This window comes from Streptomyces sp. NPDC059201, assembly GCF_042754585.1.
Classification (GTDB): domain Bacteria; phylum Actinomycetota; class Actinomycetes; order Streptomycetales; family Streptomycetaceae; genus Streptomyces.
The window spans coordinates 191,343-205,949 of sequence record NZ_JBHZBB010000013.1; the positions used below are offsets into that span (position 1 = coordinate 191,343).

The 14,607-nt window shown below is 75.2% G+C and carries 14 protein-coding genes; 4 read left to right on the plus strand and 10 right to left on the minus strand.

What is annotated here, in order from left to right; genetic code table 11:
- Positions 1 to 2 precede the first annotated feature (2 nt).
- From ACFXMG_RS33395 to ACFXMG_RS33415, 5 genes are all read right to left on the minus strand, one after another.
- On the minus strand, positions 3 to 386 hold the full coding sequence (locus ACFXMG_RS33395) for a hypothetical protein (protein ID WP_383818443.1): 384 nt from the start codon (positions 384 to 386) through the stop codon (positions 3 to 5).
- A gap of 76 nt (positions 387 to 462) precedes the next feature.
- The gene (locus ACFXMG_RS33400) at positions 463 to 1,218 is read right to left on the minus strand and encodes a LytR/AlgR family response regulator transcription factor (protein ID WP_383818445.1); all 756 of its coding nucleotides are present in this window, start codon (positions 1,216 to 1,218) and stop codon (positions 463 to 465) included.
- A 10-nt stretch (positions 1,219 to 1,228) separates the two neighbouring features.
- Positions 1,229 to 2,101, minus strand: a complete 873-nt coding sequence (locus ACFXMG_RS33405; RefSeq protein ID WP_383818447.1) for an Fpg/Nei family DNA glycosylase — start codon at positions 2,099 to 2,101, stop codon at positions 1,229 to 1,231.
- A 74-nt stretch (positions 2,102 to 2,175) separates the two neighbouring features.
- The gene (locus ACFXMG_RS33410) at positions 2,176 to 4,260 is read right to left on the minus strand and encodes a SpoIIE family protein phosphatase (RefSeq protein ID WP_383818449.1); all 2,085 of its coding nucleotides are present in this window, start codon (positions 4,258 to 4,260) and stop codon (positions 2,176 to 2,178) included.
- Between the two features lie 48 nt (positions 4,261 to 4,308).
- Positions 4,309 to 5,640, minus strand: a complete 1,332-nt coding sequence (locus ACFXMG_RS33415; RefSeq protein ID WP_383818451.1) for a DUF6777 domain-containing protein — start codon at positions 5,638 to 5,640, stop codon at positions 4,309 to 4,311.
- A gap of 203 nt (positions 5,641 to 5,843) precedes the next feature.
- Between ACFXMG_RS33415 and ACFXMG_RS33420 the strand changes: the two genes are divergently transcribed.
- The 3 genes from ACFXMG_RS33420 to ACFXMG_RS33430 are packed head-to-tail and all read left to right on the plus strand — an operon-like array spanning position 5,844 to position 8,711.
- Positions 5,844 to 6,740 (plus strand): YndJ family protein, encoded by an 897-nt coding sequence (locus tag ACFXMG_RS33420; protein ID WP_383818453.1) that lies wholly within the window; start codon positions 5,844 to 5,846, stop codon positions 6,738 to 6,740.
- Entirely contained in the window at positions 6,737 to 7,279 is a 543-nt protein-coding gene (locus ACFXMG_RS33425; protein ID WP_383818455.1) for a DUF1990 family protein, read from the plus strand. Before ACFXMG_RS33420 ends, ACFXMG_RS33425 begins: the two co-directional genes overlap by 4 nt.
- Positions 7,280 to 7,301: 22 nt before the next feature.
- On the plus strand, positions 7,302 to 8,711 hold the full coding sequence (locus ACFXMG_RS33430; RefSeq protein ID WP_383818457.1) for a lipase maturation factor family protein: 1,410 nt from the start codon (positions 7,302 to 7,304) through the stop codon (positions 8,709 to 8,711).
- A gap of 121 nt (positions 8,712 to 8,832) precedes the next feature.
- On the opposite strand, the gene ACFXMG_RS33435 is transcribed toward ACFXMG_RS33430, so the two are convergent.
- From ACFXMG_RS33435 to ACFXMG_RS33450, 4 genes are all read right to left on the minus strand, one after another.
- Positions 8,833 to 9,003, minus strand: a complete 171-nt coding sequence (locus ACFXMG_RS33435; RefSeq protein ID WP_383818459.1) for a hypothetical protein — start codon at positions 9,001 to 9,003, stop codon at positions 8,833 to 8,835.
- Between the two features lie 22 nt (positions 9,004 to 9,025).
- Positions 9,026 to 9,154 carry a hypothetical protein gene (locus ACFXMG_RS33440; RefSeq protein ID WP_383818460.1) on the minus strand — a complete coding sequence of 43 codons (129 nt, stop codon included), beginning with the start codon at positions 9,152 to 9,154 and terminating at the stop codon, positions 9,026 to 9,028.
- Positions 9,155 to 9,279: 125 nt separating this feature from the next.
- On the minus strand, positions 9,280 to 10,755 hold the full coding sequence (locus ACFXMG_RS33445) for an SDR family NAD(P)-dependent oxidoreductase (protein WP_383818462.1): 1,476 nt from the start codon (positions 10,753 to 10,755) through the stop codon (positions 9,280 to 9,282).
- A 67-nt stretch (positions 10,756 to 10,822) separates the two neighbouring features.
- Positions 10,823 to 11,596 (minus strand): IucA/IucC family C-terminal-domain containing protein, encoded by a 774-nt coding sequence (locus ACFXMG_RS33450; protein ID WP_383818464.1) that lies wholly within the window; start codon positions 11,594 to 11,596, stop codon positions 10,823 to 10,825.
- Between the two features lie 315 nt (positions 11,597 to 11,911).
- Here ACFXMG_RS33450 and ACFXMG_RS33455 point away from each other — a divergent pair, with 315 nt between their 5' ends.
- Positions 11,912 to 12,943: a DMT family transporter gene (locus ACFXMG_RS33455; RefSeq protein WP_383818466.1), complete on the plus strand. Its 1,032-nt coding sequence runs from the start codon at positions 11,912 to 11,914 to the stop codon at positions 12,941 to 12,943.
- Here the strand turns inward: ACFXMG_RS33455 and ACFXMG_RS33460 are convergent.
- Positions 12,824 to 14,293, minus strand: coding sequence for a transglycosylase family protein (locus ACFXMG_RS33460; RefSeq protein WP_383818468.1), 1,470 nt, complete (start codon positions 14,291 to 14,293; stop codon positions 12,824 to 12,826). The genes ACFXMG_RS33455 and ACFXMG_RS33460 overlap by 120 nt on opposite strands.
- Positions 14,294 to 14,607 lie beyond the last annotated feature (314 nt).

Sequence of the window (14,607 nt, forward strand, 5' to 3'; positions counted from 1 at the left end):
CCTCAGCGCTCGACGAGGCCGGTGAAGTCGCGCTCGTTGCGCTCCGCCCGGCGGACGTACCAGTGGGCGACGGCCCAGACGACGGGGTACACGCCGACGCCGAGGACCGCCCACACCAGGGCCTCGGGGGCGGGCAGCGCGAGCAGCAGCGGGAGCGTGCCGACGAGCAGGGCGAGGGCGCCGAGCGCGGTGAGGGCGGCGCGGAGCTGGCTGCGCATCAGGGAGCGGACGTAGGTGTGCCCGAGGGTGGTCTGCTCGTCGATCTCGGACCGGGCGGGCGGGTGCAGGGGGCGGGGCCGGAGCGCCGGGCCGGGCCGGTCGCCGAGGGCGGAGGCGTGGGTGACGGTCTCGCGCCGCGGCCGGCGCGGCTGAAGGTGCTCCGGCATCGGCGTCGCTCTCTGACGGGCGGGTGGGCCCGTGGAGTGTAAGCGGAAGGGGCGGGGCGCGGGTAGGGGTGGCCGGTCAGCCGCCGGCGCGGCGCATCAGCAGGTCACGGAGGTGGCGGGCGTGGCGGCGGCTGACGGCGAGGTCGGTGGAGCCGACCCGGACGGAGGTGGCGCCGCCGTCGAGGCGGAGCTCGTCGACGCGCCCGAGGGCGACGAGGTGGCTGCGGTGGATGCGGACGAAGCCGCGGTCGGCCCAGCGCTCCTCCAGGGTGGAGAGCGGGATGCGGACGAGGTGGCTGCCGTGGTCGGTGTGGAGGCGGGCGTAGTCGCCGTGGGCCTCGACGTACGCGATGTCGTCGACGCTGACGAAGCGGGTGACGCCGCCGAGTTCGACGGGGATCTGCTCGGGCGCGGCGGCGGTCGGCGCGGGCGCGGCGCTGGCGTGCACGAGCTCGTGGACGCGGCGGACGGCCTCGGCGAGCCGTTCGCGGCGGACGGGCTTGAGCACGTAGTCGACGGCCTTGAGGTCGAAGGCGGTGAGCGCGAAGCCCTCGTGGGCGGTGACGAAGACGACGAGCGGCGGGCGGGCGAAGCCGGCGAGCAGCCGGGCGACGTCGAGACCGGTGAGGCCGGGCATGTGGATGTCGAGGAAGACGACGTCGACGGTCTCCTCGCCGTCCGGCCCGGAGTCGAGCGCGCGCCCGATCCTGCGCAGCGCGGCGGTCGCGTCGCCGGCGCCCTCGGCGGTCCTGACCCGGGGGTCGGCGCGCAGCAGGTAGAGGAGTTCCCCGAGGGCCGGTTCCTCGTCGTCGACGGCCAGTACGCGCAGCATGCGCGGGAGCCTACTTGAGCAGCCGGGACATCCGCCGGTCGGCGAGGACCTTGCCGCCGGTCTGGCAGGTGGGGCAGTACTGGAGGGAGGAGTCCGAGAAGCTGACCTCGCGGATGGTGTCGCCGCAGACGGGGCAGGGTTCGCCGGTGCGGCCGTGGACGCGGAGGCCGCTCTTCTTCTCGGCCTTGAGTCTGCCCGCGGCGAGGCCGTGGGAGCGGGCGACGGCTTCGGTGAGGGTGGTCCGCATGGCCGCGTAGAGGGCGGCGGTGTCGTCGGGGGTGAGGGTGGCGGTGGGTTTGAAGGGGGACATCCGGGCGGCGTGCAGGATCTCGTCGCTGTAGGCGTTGCCGATGCCGGCGAGGAGGCTCTGGTCGCGCAGGGCGCCCTTGATCTGGCGGCGTTCTCCGGCGAGGAGCGCGGCGAAGGCGTCGGGGCCGAAGTCCTCGGCGAGCGGGTCGGGGCCGAGGCGGGCGACGCCGGGGACCTCGTGGGGGTCGTGGACGAGGTGGACGGCGAGGCGCTTGGTGGTGCCGGCCTCGGTGAGGTCGAAGCCGTCGCCGCCGGTGAGCGCGGCGCGCAGGGCGAGCGCGCCCTTGCCGGGCTTGGGCGGTCCGGAGGGCAGCGGGTCCTGCCAGCGGAGCCAGCCGGCGCGGGCGAGGTGGATGAGGAGGTGGAGCGGCCCGTCCCCGGTGGCTGCGGTGATGTCGAGCCACTTGCCGTGCCGGCCGACGCCGGTGACCTCGGCGCCGTCGAGCGCGCCGAGCGGGGGGTCGTACGTCTTGAGGACGCTGATCGCGACGGGCAGCACCCGGGCGAACTCCTTGCCGACCAGGTGCTCGCCGAGGAACTCGCGCAGGGCTTCCACCTCGGGCAGTTCGGGCATGCCACCACCCTGCCGCACGGCGACGCGACCCGCGCGGCGGACCGGGGCGCGCCACCGCGCCCCTCACCCACGGGTCAGTCGGTGACGGCGAACTCGCACCACACGCACTTGCCGCCGCCCCGGGACTCCACGCCCCAGCTGTCGGAGAGCTGGTCGACGAGGAGGAGGCCCCGGCCGGAGACGCCCGCCTCTCCGGCCTCGCGGCGGCGGGGCAGGGCGCTGGAGCGGTCCTCGACCTCGACGCGCAGCCGCCGTGCGGTGCCCGGCAGGATCCGCAGGGTGACGATGGCGCCGCCGTCGGTGTGCATGAGGGCGTTGGTCATCAGCTCGTCGGCGACCAGCTCGATCTCGTCGGCGCGGGAGCCGGCACCCCAGGCGCGGACGGCGGCCCGGATCATGTGGCGGGCGGCGCTGAGGGCCTCGGGGTCGCTCTGGGCGACGTGCTGGCGGAAGCGGCCGCCGCTGGGGGCGTACGCCCCGAGGCGGCGCAGCAGCAGGATGGCGACGTCGTCCTCGCCGCCGCGCTCGGCGACGACCTCGCAGAGGAGGTCGGCGAGTTCCTGGAGGTCGGAGGGGCCGCGCCGGACGAGCGAGGCGAGCCATTCGAGGCCCTCGTCGAGGTCGGCGCCGGGCTTCTCGACGAGGCCGTCGGTGTAGAGCATCAGGGTCTGGCCGGGATCGAGCTCCAGGGTGGTGACGGGGTAGTCGAGCCGGCCGAACTCGGCGGAGAGGCCGAGCGGCAGCCCGCCCTCGACGGGGATCCGGTGGCAGGTGCCGTCGGCCTCGCGGACCAGCGGGTCGACGTGGCCCGCGCGGACGACCTGGACGACGCCGGTGCCGGGGTCGGCCTCGGCGTAGGTGCAGGTGGCGAAGCGCTCGGTGTCGAGCTCGTGCAGGAAGACGGAGGCCCGGGCCATGACGGTGGCGGGGGTGTGGCCCTCGGCGGCGTAGGCGCGCAGCACGATCCGCAGCTGGCCCATGACGGCGGCGGCGTGGGTGTCGTGGCCCTGGACGTCGCCGATGACGGCGCCGACCCGGCCGCCGGGGAGCGGGATGACGTCGTACCAGTCCCCGCCGATGTCCCGGCCGAGGCGGGCGGAGCGGTAGCGGACGGCTATCTGGGCGCCGGGCGCGTCGGGGATCCGGCGGGGCAGCATCGCCTGCTGGAGCCCCTCGGCGAGGTCGTGCTCCTGCTCGTAGAGCATGGCCCGCTGGAGGCTCTGGGCGATGCTGCTGCCGAGCGCGACGAGGAGCGTCCGCTCGTCCTCGCTGAAGCCGGTGCGGTCGCTGTAGAGCAGGCCGAGGGCGCCGATGGGGCGGGCCTGGGCGATGAGCGGGAGATAGGCGGCGGCGGTGATGCCGAGGCCGCTGATGTGCGGCCACAGGACGGGGAAGGAGGCGGCGAAGTCCTCGGCGGTGTCGATGAAGCGGGGCCGCAGGGTGCGGATGACCTCGCTCATCGGGTACGGCTCGTCCACCCGGGTGAAGCGGGTGCCGGGCACGAAGGCTCCGTCGGGCCCCTCGGCGACGAGGTGGATCCGGCCGGCCTCCAGCAGGCCCATGACGAGGCTGGCGGCGCCGAAGTGCTCCAGGGCGTGCGAGTCGTTGAGGAGGTCGATGACGTCCTGGACGGTGCGGGCGTAGGCGAGGGCGGCGGTGGTGCCCTCGACGACCCCGGCGCGCTGCCGGCGGCCCTCGTCCAGGCCGAGGCGGGCGGCGGACTCGGTGAGCTCGTGGGTGGCGTCGCGCAGGACGCCGACGATGCGCACGGGGCGGCCGTCGGGGTCCCGGTGGACGATGCCCTGGGTGTGGGTCCACTGGTGGGAGCCGTCGCGGCGGCGGATGCGGAAGTACGCCCCGTACTGGTCGCTGCCGTCCTTGAGGGCCTGGGCGACGAGGGTGTCGAGCTGCCGGCCCTCGTCGGACAGGACCCGGCTGCCGAGGCTCTCGGGGCGCCCGTCGTACTCGTGGGGCTCGATGTCGAAGACGTCGAGGGCGGCCTCGTCCATCTCCATGGTGCCGGTGAGCAGGTCCCAGTCGAAGCCGCCCATGCGGAAGGCGGCTCCGAACGCGCTGAGGATCGGCGCCGCCGCGCCGCCCGGGGCCGGTGCCGTGTCCGGCCGGCCCGCCGTGTCCGCTCCCCCGCTGCCCACACTCATGGGGGCCACGCTAGGGCCAGCGGGTTCCTCGCGCACCACGAAGATCTTTCAGCCTTCGAACGTATCGGGCTGGGCGGGCCCCGGCTCGACGGGGAGCAGGTCCTCGGGCAGCGGATAGCCGCCGTCGGGGTCGGCGTAGGGGTCGGCGTAGGGGTCCGTGTACGGATCGGTGTACGGGTCCGTGTACGGGTCGGCGGGCGGCTCGGCGTAAGGGTCGGTGTACGGGTCCGCCGGCGGTTCGGCGTACGGGTCGGCGGGCGCGTCCGGCGTCGGTACGTCGGGGCTGACGGGCCCGTCGGGGGTGACCGGCGCGTCCGGGGTCGTGGGGGCGTCGGGCGTCGTCGGCCCGTCCGGCGTCGTGGGGGCGTCAGGCGTCGTGGGGGCGTCCGGTACGGCGGGGGTGTCGGGTGCCGCCGGGGTGTCGGGGGTCGTCGGGCGCTCCGTCGGGGGCTTCGGGGTGGTGCTCTCCGGGGCGTCGGGGTCCGGGCTGTCGGTGTCCGGGGTGACGGGGTCGCTGAGGGCGCAGGTGTCGGGGTCGCAGTCGGGGACGGTGTCGGGCTTGCGGTCCTGGTCGCCGTCGCTGCCGGACTTCCGCTCGATCCAGCTGTCGTCGGAGACGTTCACGATGACCAGGCTGGTGACGACGGTGGTCGTGGGCTTGACGATGATCACGCGGTCGGGGTCGAAGCCGGTCCACTGGTCGCCGTGGTGGACGGCGCCGGACACGCTGACGGGCGTACGGAGCGGGTTGCCACAGGCGCAGCGGACGCGCGGGGCGCCGTAGGGGTCGACGAGGACGGCGGTGCCGGCCTGGAGGACGGACTGGAAGGCGGAGGCCCGGCCCTCCCGGAAGCCGTGGTTGGTGACCCGGGTGTCGGCGCGCAGCAGGACGGGGGTGAGGTCGCGGAGCCAGTCGGCGACGCCGCCCTCGGGGATGCCGGCGGCCTCGGCGAAGGCGCGGAGCTTGGCGGGTTCGGCGGCGAGGTAGGCGACCTGCTGCTCGACGTCGCAGCTGCCCTCGGCGCGGGTGCCGCCGTAGAGGCCGGGGGCGGAGCCGGTGACCTCGCGGACGCCGGGGGCGCTGACGGGCTCGGCCCCGGGCTCCGGTTCCTGGAGGGTACGCAGCCCGGCGCCGCGCGCGGTGGAGGCCGTGAAGGGGTCGGGGCCCTGGGCGGCGACCGGCTGGAGGTGCACCTCGTGGGCGGCGCCGATCGCGGCCCGGCCGGCGGCGCCGCCGGTTCCGCCGGAGGAGCAGCCGGCGAGGAACAGGGCGGCGCCGAGCGTCGCGGCGAGGGCGGTGCGGCCCTGGCTGCGGGCGGCTCCGGGGGCTGGGCGGACGGCGGCGGGGTTGCTCCGCGTCCGGCGCTGCGTGGGGCGCACGTTGCTTCTCCCGGTCGGTCGTCACGGATGGGTTCCTCCTGTTCTGTCGCAGCCGGTGACGGGGTGCAAGCGGAGAGCGTCCGACCGGGCGGCGGACCCGGCACCCACGGCGGACTTGAACACGTTCAAGAGAGGCTCTACGCTCGGTCCCGTCACCGTTGAACACGTTCAAGTCGGTTTTTCAGTCGGGGGGTGGACGCCACATGACCACGTTGTCGGCCTTCGTGGTTCCGGTCGTGACGATCGGGATGCTCTGGGTCGTGCCGACCGGGCTCGGTCTCGTCGAGGGGCCCCGGCCGCCCGGCTGGGACCTGCTGCGGCGGGCCTGGCCGCTGCTCGCGCTGCCCGGCGCGGTCTCGCTCTGGCTCCCGCGCTCCGGCACCGCGACCGCGCTCGCCGCCTGCTACGCGCTCGCCACCCTGGCGCTCGCCCTCCAGGCCCCGGCCCGCCTCACCCTGACCCGCTCGCTCCGCCCGGCCGAGATCGCCGTCCTCACCGCGCTCGTCTCGCCGTCCGTCGCCGGGCTCGCGCTCGTCGCCGAGCGGGCCGCGTACCCGCTCTTCGGCTTCGAACTCGACCTGCTGGCGCTGGCCGTGCCCCACTTCCACTTCGCCGGCTTCGCCGCCGCCCTGGTCGCCGGGCTGCTCTGCCGGACCTCCGCCCCGGACGGCGGGCCCGGCGAGGGCGCCCTGGCCAGGACCGCCGCGCTCAGCGTGCCCGCCGGCACCCTGCTCGTCCTCGTCGGCTACTTCGTCGACGACTGGACCGAACTCGCCGGAGCCGTCGTCCTCACCACCGGCATGGCCGCCGTCTCGGTGCTGACCCTGCGCGAGCGGCGCGGGCTCGCCGCCGACCGCGCGACCCGGACCCTGCTCGGCGTCTCGGCCCTCGTCCTCGCCGTCACCATGGCGCTCGCGCTCTGGTGGGCGCTGGGCGAGGCGACCGGGCTGCCGCACCCCACGCTGACCTGGATGGCCGCGACCCACGGCCTGGGCAACGCGCTCGGCTTCGCCGTCTGCGCTCTGCTCGCCCACCGCCGGCTCCGCGCCACCGGCCCCCGCCACCCCGCCCCCCTTCCGCGAACGGAGCTCCCGGCATGACCCGCATCCTCGGCGACGCGACCCCGCGCCGCACCCTCACCTACCGCGAGACCGGCGCCACCCGCACCCCGGACGCCCTCCCCGCCGGCTACCACCACCTGCGCCACAGCACACCCGTCGGCCACGGCCACGCCGCCTTCCTGACCGCCGCCGAGGCCGTCACCACCTGGCGGATGCACCGCGCCTCCGGCGCCCGCGTCCGCTCCGCCGCCGACCGCGCGGCCCCCGGCGTCACCCTGGAGGTCGCGCTCGGCATAGGCCCGCTCGCGATCGGCGTCCCGTGCCAGGTCATCTGGCTCCCCGAGGGGGAGCGCCTCGCCGGCTTCGCGTACGGCACCCTCACCGGGCATCCGGAGAGCGGCGAGGAGTCCTTCCTCGTGGAGCTGGAGCCCGACGGCACGGTCCGCTTCACCGTGACCGCCTTCAGCCGGCCCGCCGCCTGGTACACCCGGCTCGCCGGACCGCTGGTCCCCCTCCTCCAGCGCGCCTACGCCCGCCGGCTCGGCGGCGTCCTCGCGCGGCTCGTCGCCACGGGCTGACCCCGGGCCGATACTGGAGGCGATGGAGTGGTTCACCGCGCCCGAGCTGTGGCTGGGCCGGACCGTCTTCCAGCGCGGTCTGGCGGTGCTGTACTGCGTGGCGTTCCTGTCCGCCGCGCTCCAGTTCCGCGCGCTCATCGGCGAGCGCGGCATGACTCCCGTACCGGAGTATCTGCGCCGCACCACCCCGCTCCGCTCGCCGTCGCTCTTCCACTGGCGCTACTCGGACCGCCTGTTCGCGGCGGTCGCCTGGTCGGGCGCCGCCCTCGCGGTGGCGCTCGCCGCCGGGGCGGGGGACGCGGTGCCGCTCGCCGCCGCGATGGCGTTCTGGCTGCTGCTCTGGGTCCTCTACCTGTCGATCGTGAACGTCGGCCAGACCTGGTACGCCTTCGGCTGGGAGTCGCTGCTCCTGGAGACCGGCTTCCTCGCGGTCTTCCTCGGCAACGACGACGTCGCCCCGCCCCTCCTCGTCCTCCTCCTGCTCCGCTGGCTGCTCTTCCGCGTCGAGTTCGGCGCGGGCCTCATCAAGATCCGCGGCGACGCCTGCTGGCGGAAGCTGACGTGCCTCTGCCACCACCACGAGACCCAGCCCATGCCCGGCCCGCTGAGCTGGTTCTTCCACCGGCTCCCCCGCCCGCTGCACCGCGTCGAGGCGGCCGCCAACCACGTCGTCCAGCTCGGCGTGCCCTTCCTCCTCTTCACCCCGCAGCCGGTGGCCACGGTCGCGGCCGGGCTGATGATCGTCACCCAGCTGTGGCTGGTGCTCTCCGGCAACTTCGCGTGGCTGAACTGGCTCACGATCGTCCTCGCCGCCTCCGTCCTCGACCTCTCCGCGTTCTCCGGCGACCACCCGCGCCCCGACCCGCCGCTCTGGTACGCGGCCCTGGTCGTCGCCCTCACCGTCCTGGTCCTCGTCCGCAGCCACCGCCCCGTCCGCAACCTGCTCTCCCGCCACCAGGCCATGAACCGCTCGTACGACCCCTTCCACCTGGTCAACACCTACGGAGCTTTCGGCACGGTCGGCCGCGTGCGCGACGAGATCGTCGTGGAGGGCACCGCGGACGAGGTCCCCGGCCCGGACACAAAGTGGCGGGAGTACGGCTTCAAGGGCAAGCCCGGCGACCCCCGCCGGCTCCCCCGCCAGTTCGCCCCGTACCACCTGCGGCTGGACTGGCTCATGTGGTTCGCGGCGCTCTCCCCCGGCTACGCGCGCGAGTGGTTCGGGCCCTTCGTGGAGCGGCTGCTCGCCGGAGACCGGGACACCCTGCGCCTCCTCGCGCACAACCCGTTCCCGGACGCCCCGCCGACCCACGTCCGCGCCCGCCTCTACCGCTACCGCTTCTCCACCTGGCGCGAACTGCGGACGACCGGCGCGTGGTGGCAGCGCCGGCTCCTGCGCGAGTACCTGCCGCCGGTCCGGCTGCGGGGGTGAGCCGCGCAGACCCTGATCCGGACGCGACGGTGCCCCCGCTCCGGGAGGGAGCGGGGGCACCGGGGTCGTACGGGCCGCGCCGGTGCGGCCGGGGGACGACGCCTTACGTCGAGGGCAGCGGTCAGTCGATGCCCGGCAGGATGTGGGGCTCCGCGAGGTCGTCCTCGTAGCCCGCGAGCCGGATCGGGGCCGAGCGGGCCCAGACCTCAAGGCTTCCCAGCTCGCCGTTGCGCCGCTGCCGTTCGGTGGGTTCCGCGGGCAGCGGTTCCTGCTTCGTCAGTTCGGGTGTCACCGCGCACTCCTTTGTGTCGCGTTCAGGTGAGGACGTAGGGCCGTTCGGTCGCGGTGGCGCCGTTCTTGGGCGGGACCGCGGCCGAGGTGAGTGGCCAGTCCCCTGGACGGCCGTGGAGCGGTGTGTCGCTCCGGTGGCCGACCGTGGACATCAGAGTAACCAAATGAGCGCGCCCGCGCTCTACCGGGCTCCAAAGTGTGACGCGTTCGGGTGACGGAGACCGAAAGAGCGCCCTTCCTGGAGGGAAGGGCGCTCGTGACGGCGGGCGGGGAGGGACTACCACTTGCCGGGGGCGTAGTCCTTCATGAAGACGCCGTACAGGTCCTCGCCGGCCTCGCCGCGGACGACCGGGTCGTAGACGCGGGCCGCGCCGTCGACCAGGTCGAGCGGGGCGTGGAAGCCCGCCTCGGCGAGCCGCAGCTTCTCGAAGTGCGGGCGCTCGTCGGTGATCCAGCCGGTGTCGACCGAGGTCATGAGGATCTTGTCGGCCTCGAACATCTCCTGCGCGCTGGTCCGGGTCACCATGTTCATGGCGGCCTTCGCGGCGTTGGTGTTCGGGTGCCCGGCGCCCTTGTAGCCGCGGGAGAAGACCCCCTCCATGGCGGAGACGTTGACGACGTACGCCCGGCCGCTCGCGGCCTTGGCGGCGGCCTCGGCCATCGACGGGCGCAGGGCGCTGATCAGGATGAACGGCGAGGTGTAGTTGCAGAGCTGGGTCTCCAGGAGCTCCACCGGGGAGATCTGGTCGATGGTCTGCACCCACGTGTTGGAGTCCACCACGTCGGGCAGCAGGCCGCCCGCGTCGATCGCCGTGCCGGCCTGGTGCCGCTCCAGGCTCGCATTGCCCGCGACGAGCGCGAGGTCGGCGACCTTCTGGGCGTCGAGGCCGCTGGTGCCGACGGGCAGCGCGGCGAGGCCGTCGACGGCGCCGGAGTTGAAGGCGCCGATGACGTGGTGGGCGGGCAGTTCGCCGGCCGGCAGCGGCGCGGTCTCGCCGTCGACCAGCGCCGCGTACGCGGAGGGCAGGCGGCGCACGGTCTGGGTGGCGTTGTTGATCAGGATGTCCAGCGGGCCCGCCGCGGAGACCTGCTCGGCGAGCGCCACGGCCTGGGCCGGGTCGCGCAGGTCGATGCCGACGACCTCCAGGCGGTGGATCCACTCCGCCGAGTCCTCCATCGCCTTGAAGCGGCGGATGGCGTCCTTGGGGAAGCGGGTGGTGATCGTGGTGTGCGCGCCGTCGCGCAGCAGCCGCAGCGCGATGTACATGCCGATCTTGGCGCGCCCGCCGGTGAGCAGGGCGCGCTTGCCGGTGAGGTCGGCGCGGACGTCCCGCTTGGAGCGGTTCAGGGCCGCGCAGTCCTGGCAGAGCTGGTGGTAGAAGTAGTCGACCTCGACGTACCGGGTCTTGCAGGTGTAGCAGGACCGGGGGCGCTGGAGTATGCCCGCGATCTTGCCGGCCTCGGTGACGGAGGAGGGCAGGATGCCCTCGGTCTCGTCGTCGATGCGCTGGGCGGAGCCGGTCGCGGTCGCCTCGGTGACGGACCGGTCGTGGGCCGTCTTGGCGGCCCGGCGGTCCTGGCGGCGGCGCTGCTTGACCGTGCGGTAGATGCCCGCCGTGGCACGGCGGACGGCGATGGCGTCCGGGTGGTCGACGTCGATCTTGTCGAGCTCGTCGAGCACGCTCAGGCAGACGGCCAGGCGCTCGGGGTCGATGCCCGGCCCGTACACCTGGGTTTCTTCAGTCACCGTCATGGCCTTCGTCGTTCCTCGATCGCTCGCGGGCGGGCGTGCTGCCGCCGTGGGTTCCGAAGAGTCAACTTTACGGAGCCGGGGGCCGCCGCTCCAAACCCGTTCCCGGGGCGTGGTCGAACACACAGTCGCCGCAGAGGCCGCCGGAGGGGCAGCGGTAGTAGAGGCAGCAACTGGTACGGCGCAGGGCGGGGCCGCGGACGGTGCCGGCGAGGTCCGGGTGGTCGAGGAGGCCCTGGACGAGGGCGGCGGCCCGCTCGGCGGCCTCGGGCCGGTCGTGGGCGCGGGCCCAGCGGGTCAGCTCGCGCAGGGCCCCGGCGAGCGCCGAGCCCGCGTTGCCCCACAGCAGCCGGGGCGAGATCCGCCCGTCGCGCGCGAAGGCCGCGTGCAGCGGGACGAGGTGCGCCTCCTGGACGGCCTCGCGGAGGGCGGCGACGGTGCCCGGGCGGGTGTCGGCGCCCGCCCACCAGAGGTCGTCCGGGGAGGTGAGGGCCGGGTCCCAGTACAGCTCGGCGGGGTCGAGGACGGGGAAGCGCCCGGAGAGGGCGGCGGGGCCGAGCGCCGTCGACCAGAGGCGGGCGGCGAGCCCCAGGTGGGCGACGGAGGCGCCGACGCGCCGCTCGCGCGCGTCGAGCCGGGCGACGACCCGGTCCACGCGCGCGTGGAGGGGTGCGTCACCGGCCGGGCCCTCGCCCTTGTCTTCGCGCGCGCACGCGCCCGTGCCTGTGCCCGCGCCCGCGTAGAGGCGGGCGAGGGGGCGGTGGTCGCCGCCGGTGGGCGGCGGGGAGGTCCGCAGGGCGAAGAAGCCGCCCAGGGGTGCGACCGTGCTCTCGTCGGGCTCCACCGATCCCCCTCGGGTTCACCCGCCGGTACGGCCCGGCGGCGCGGCCCCACGGTATCCCGGAGCGGCCCGGACGATCTTCCGGGCCAAAGTGGACCGGCCGGCCCGGCGACTGGCTCGGGTTTGCCGCTCGGGCCCGGCCGGCGGGCGGTGCCGGTACCGCTTCGCGAGCCCGGTTCGCCCTGGTTCCACCCGCTGTGACCTGCGGTGGCGTACGACTCCGGTTGTACGGGACGGGCGCGTACTGCGTCGGCGGTACCGGCGAAGGCGTTCCCTGGTCTGACGACGGGAGCGGTCGGGCGAGCGATCGTGGAATGTATGAGTCCCCTGCTGCTGTCCGTCGTCCTCTCGCTGGTCTCCGCGGTCGCGTACGCGGGCGCGGCGATCGTGCAGGAACGGGTCGCCGCGACCGCCGGCGGGCCGGCCTACGCGCCGCTGCGCAATCCGGTCTGGTGGGGCTCCGTGCTGCTCAACGGGCTGGGCGCGACGCTGCATGTGGCCGCCCTCGCCTACGGGCCGCTGAGTGTGGTGCAGCCGCTGGGCGCCCTGACGATCGTGTTCGCGCTGCCGATGGCCGCCCTGTTCGTACGCCGCCGGGCGGGGCGGCGGGCCTGGCACGGGGCGCTGATGGCCACGGCCGGGCTCGCCGGTCTGCTCAGCGTGACCGGCGGCGGCGAGGGCCTCGTCCCCGACGCCCGGGAGCGCTGGCTGCTGGCCACGGTCACCGCCGCGGCGGTGGTGGCGCTGTTCCTGCTGGCGCGGCTCGCCGGGCGGTCCGCGCTGCGCGCGGTGGCGCTGGCCGCGGCCGCGGGTGTGGCCTTCGGGGTGGCCTCGGTCTTCACCAAGGCGGTCGCGGAGGAGTGGACGGCGGACGCGCCGTTCGCGGAGTGGGGCTCCGTGCTGGTCCTGTCGGCGCTGGCGATCACCGGACTGCTGCTGTCCCAGGCGTCCTACCGTGGCGCCGGGCTCGCCGCTCCGCTCGCCACGGTCACGGTCGTCAACCCCGTGGTGGCCGCCACCGTCGGCCTCACCCTCTTCGGCGAGGGCTTCCGGTACGGGGCGGCCGGCACGGTCGCCGCGCTGGTCTGCGGCGCGGTCGCGGCGGGCGGCCTGATCGAGCTGACCCTGGACCGGCTGGCCCGCCCCGGCGCGGACGGGCCCTCGGCGCCGGGCGGGTCGGTTTCAGGCGGGTCGGCGTCGGGTGGGCCGGTGTCAGGCGGGTCAGCCGGGTCAGATGGAGACCCCGCGGGCCCTGAGGTAGGCGAGGGGGTCGATGTCGGAGCCGTACCCGGGACCCGTCCGCACCTCGAAGTGGAGGTGCGGCCCCGAGCTGTTGCCGGTCGAGCCTGAGCGCCCGATGCGCTGGCCGCCGGTGACGCGCTGCCCCTCGCGGACGGAGACGGCGGAGAGGTGGGCGTACTGGCTGTAGCGGCCGTCGTCGTGGCGGACGACGATCTGGTACCCGTACGCGCCGCCCCACCCGGCGGAGACGATCTTCCCGTCGGAGACGGACTTGACGGTGGTGCCGGTGGGCACGGGGAAGTCGACGCCGGTGTGGTAGCCGCTGGACCAGGACGAGCCGGGCTTGCCGTAGCGGGTGCCGGTGTCGGCGGAGACGGGGGCCGAGTACCGGTCCTCGCGGGCCTCGGCTGGCTTGGGCTTGGGCTTGCTCTGGGGCTTGGGCTTCGGCCTGCTCTCCTGAGTGGCCTGCGGCTTCGGCTTCGGCTTGGCCTGGGGCCGGTCCGCCGGCTTGTCCTGCGGCTTGTTCTGCGGCTTCTGGGCCTGCTTGACCGGGGGCTTGGCGGCGGGCTTGGCCGCCGGCTTGGTCGTGGGCTGGTGCGCGGCGGTCTTGACCGCCGGGGGCTTCACGGCGGGCGGCTGGGTCGCCGGGGGCCTCGGCGTGGGTGTCCGGACGGCGGGCGGCTTCACGGCGGGTGCCTGGGCGGCCGGGAGCTTCGGGGTGGTGGGCGGCTTGGCGGCGGGCAGGCGCGGGGTCGTCGGGCGGGCGGTCGGCGTGGCGGCGGGGCGCGGCGGGGCGGCGATCCGCAGGGTGAGGCGCTGGCCGGGCCGGATCAGGTCGGGGTCGTCGCCGACGACCTTGCGGTTGATCTCGTACAGGCGCTGCCAGCCGCCGCGGACCCGCTCGTCGCGGGCGATGGCGGAGAGCGAGTCGCCGGGCGTGACGGTGTACATCTCGCGGACGGTGGGGACGGTCGTCGGACCGGGCTTGGGGGCCGGTTCCTGCGGTAACGCGCGCTGCGCGGGCAGCGAGGCGGTCTTTACGTCGCTGCCGCCGCTGCCGCTCCTGGAGACGTCCGGCGCGGGGCCGCCGCGGGCGAGTCCGGCGCGGCTGCCGCAGGTGGGCCAGGCGCCGGGGCCCTGGCCCTTGAGGACCCGCTCGGCGACGGCGATCTGCTGGTCCTTGGAGGCGAGGTCGGCGCGGGGCGCGAACTCGGGGCCGCCGTAGGCGACCCAGGTGGACTGGCTGAACTGGAGGCCGCCGAAGTAGCCGTTCCCGGTGTTGATCCGCCAGTTGGAGGAGGACTCGCACTTCGCGACCTTCTCCCAGACGTCGAGCGAGGCCGCCTGGGCGGCGCCCGCGCCGACGAGCGGCAGCGCGAGGCCGGCCCCTCCTGCGGTGACGGTGAGCGAGGCGCGGTTTATCCGGCTCGGCTGGTGGCGGCGGTGACGTCCGGCCATGGGCCCCCCTAGAACACAGCGACAGCGGTCCAAGTTACGGGGGTCGCACACTGTGTGACAAGCCGGATGCGGAAGTCCGCCACGGAGGTGGACTCCCGTACGTCACCGGGCCGTTGGCGCCTACGCCGTTCCGCCGCCGGATCCGGCGGGGCCGGGCTGCGGCTGCGGTTCGGGGGCCGGTACGGGCCCGCCGGGCTGCGGAGGCCCGGGCGGGGCGGGATCGGGCGGCACGGGCACCGGGTTCGGCGGCGGCACCGGCGGCCGCGTGGGCACCGGCGGCGGGATGGGCGAGGGCGGCACTGGGTCGGGATACG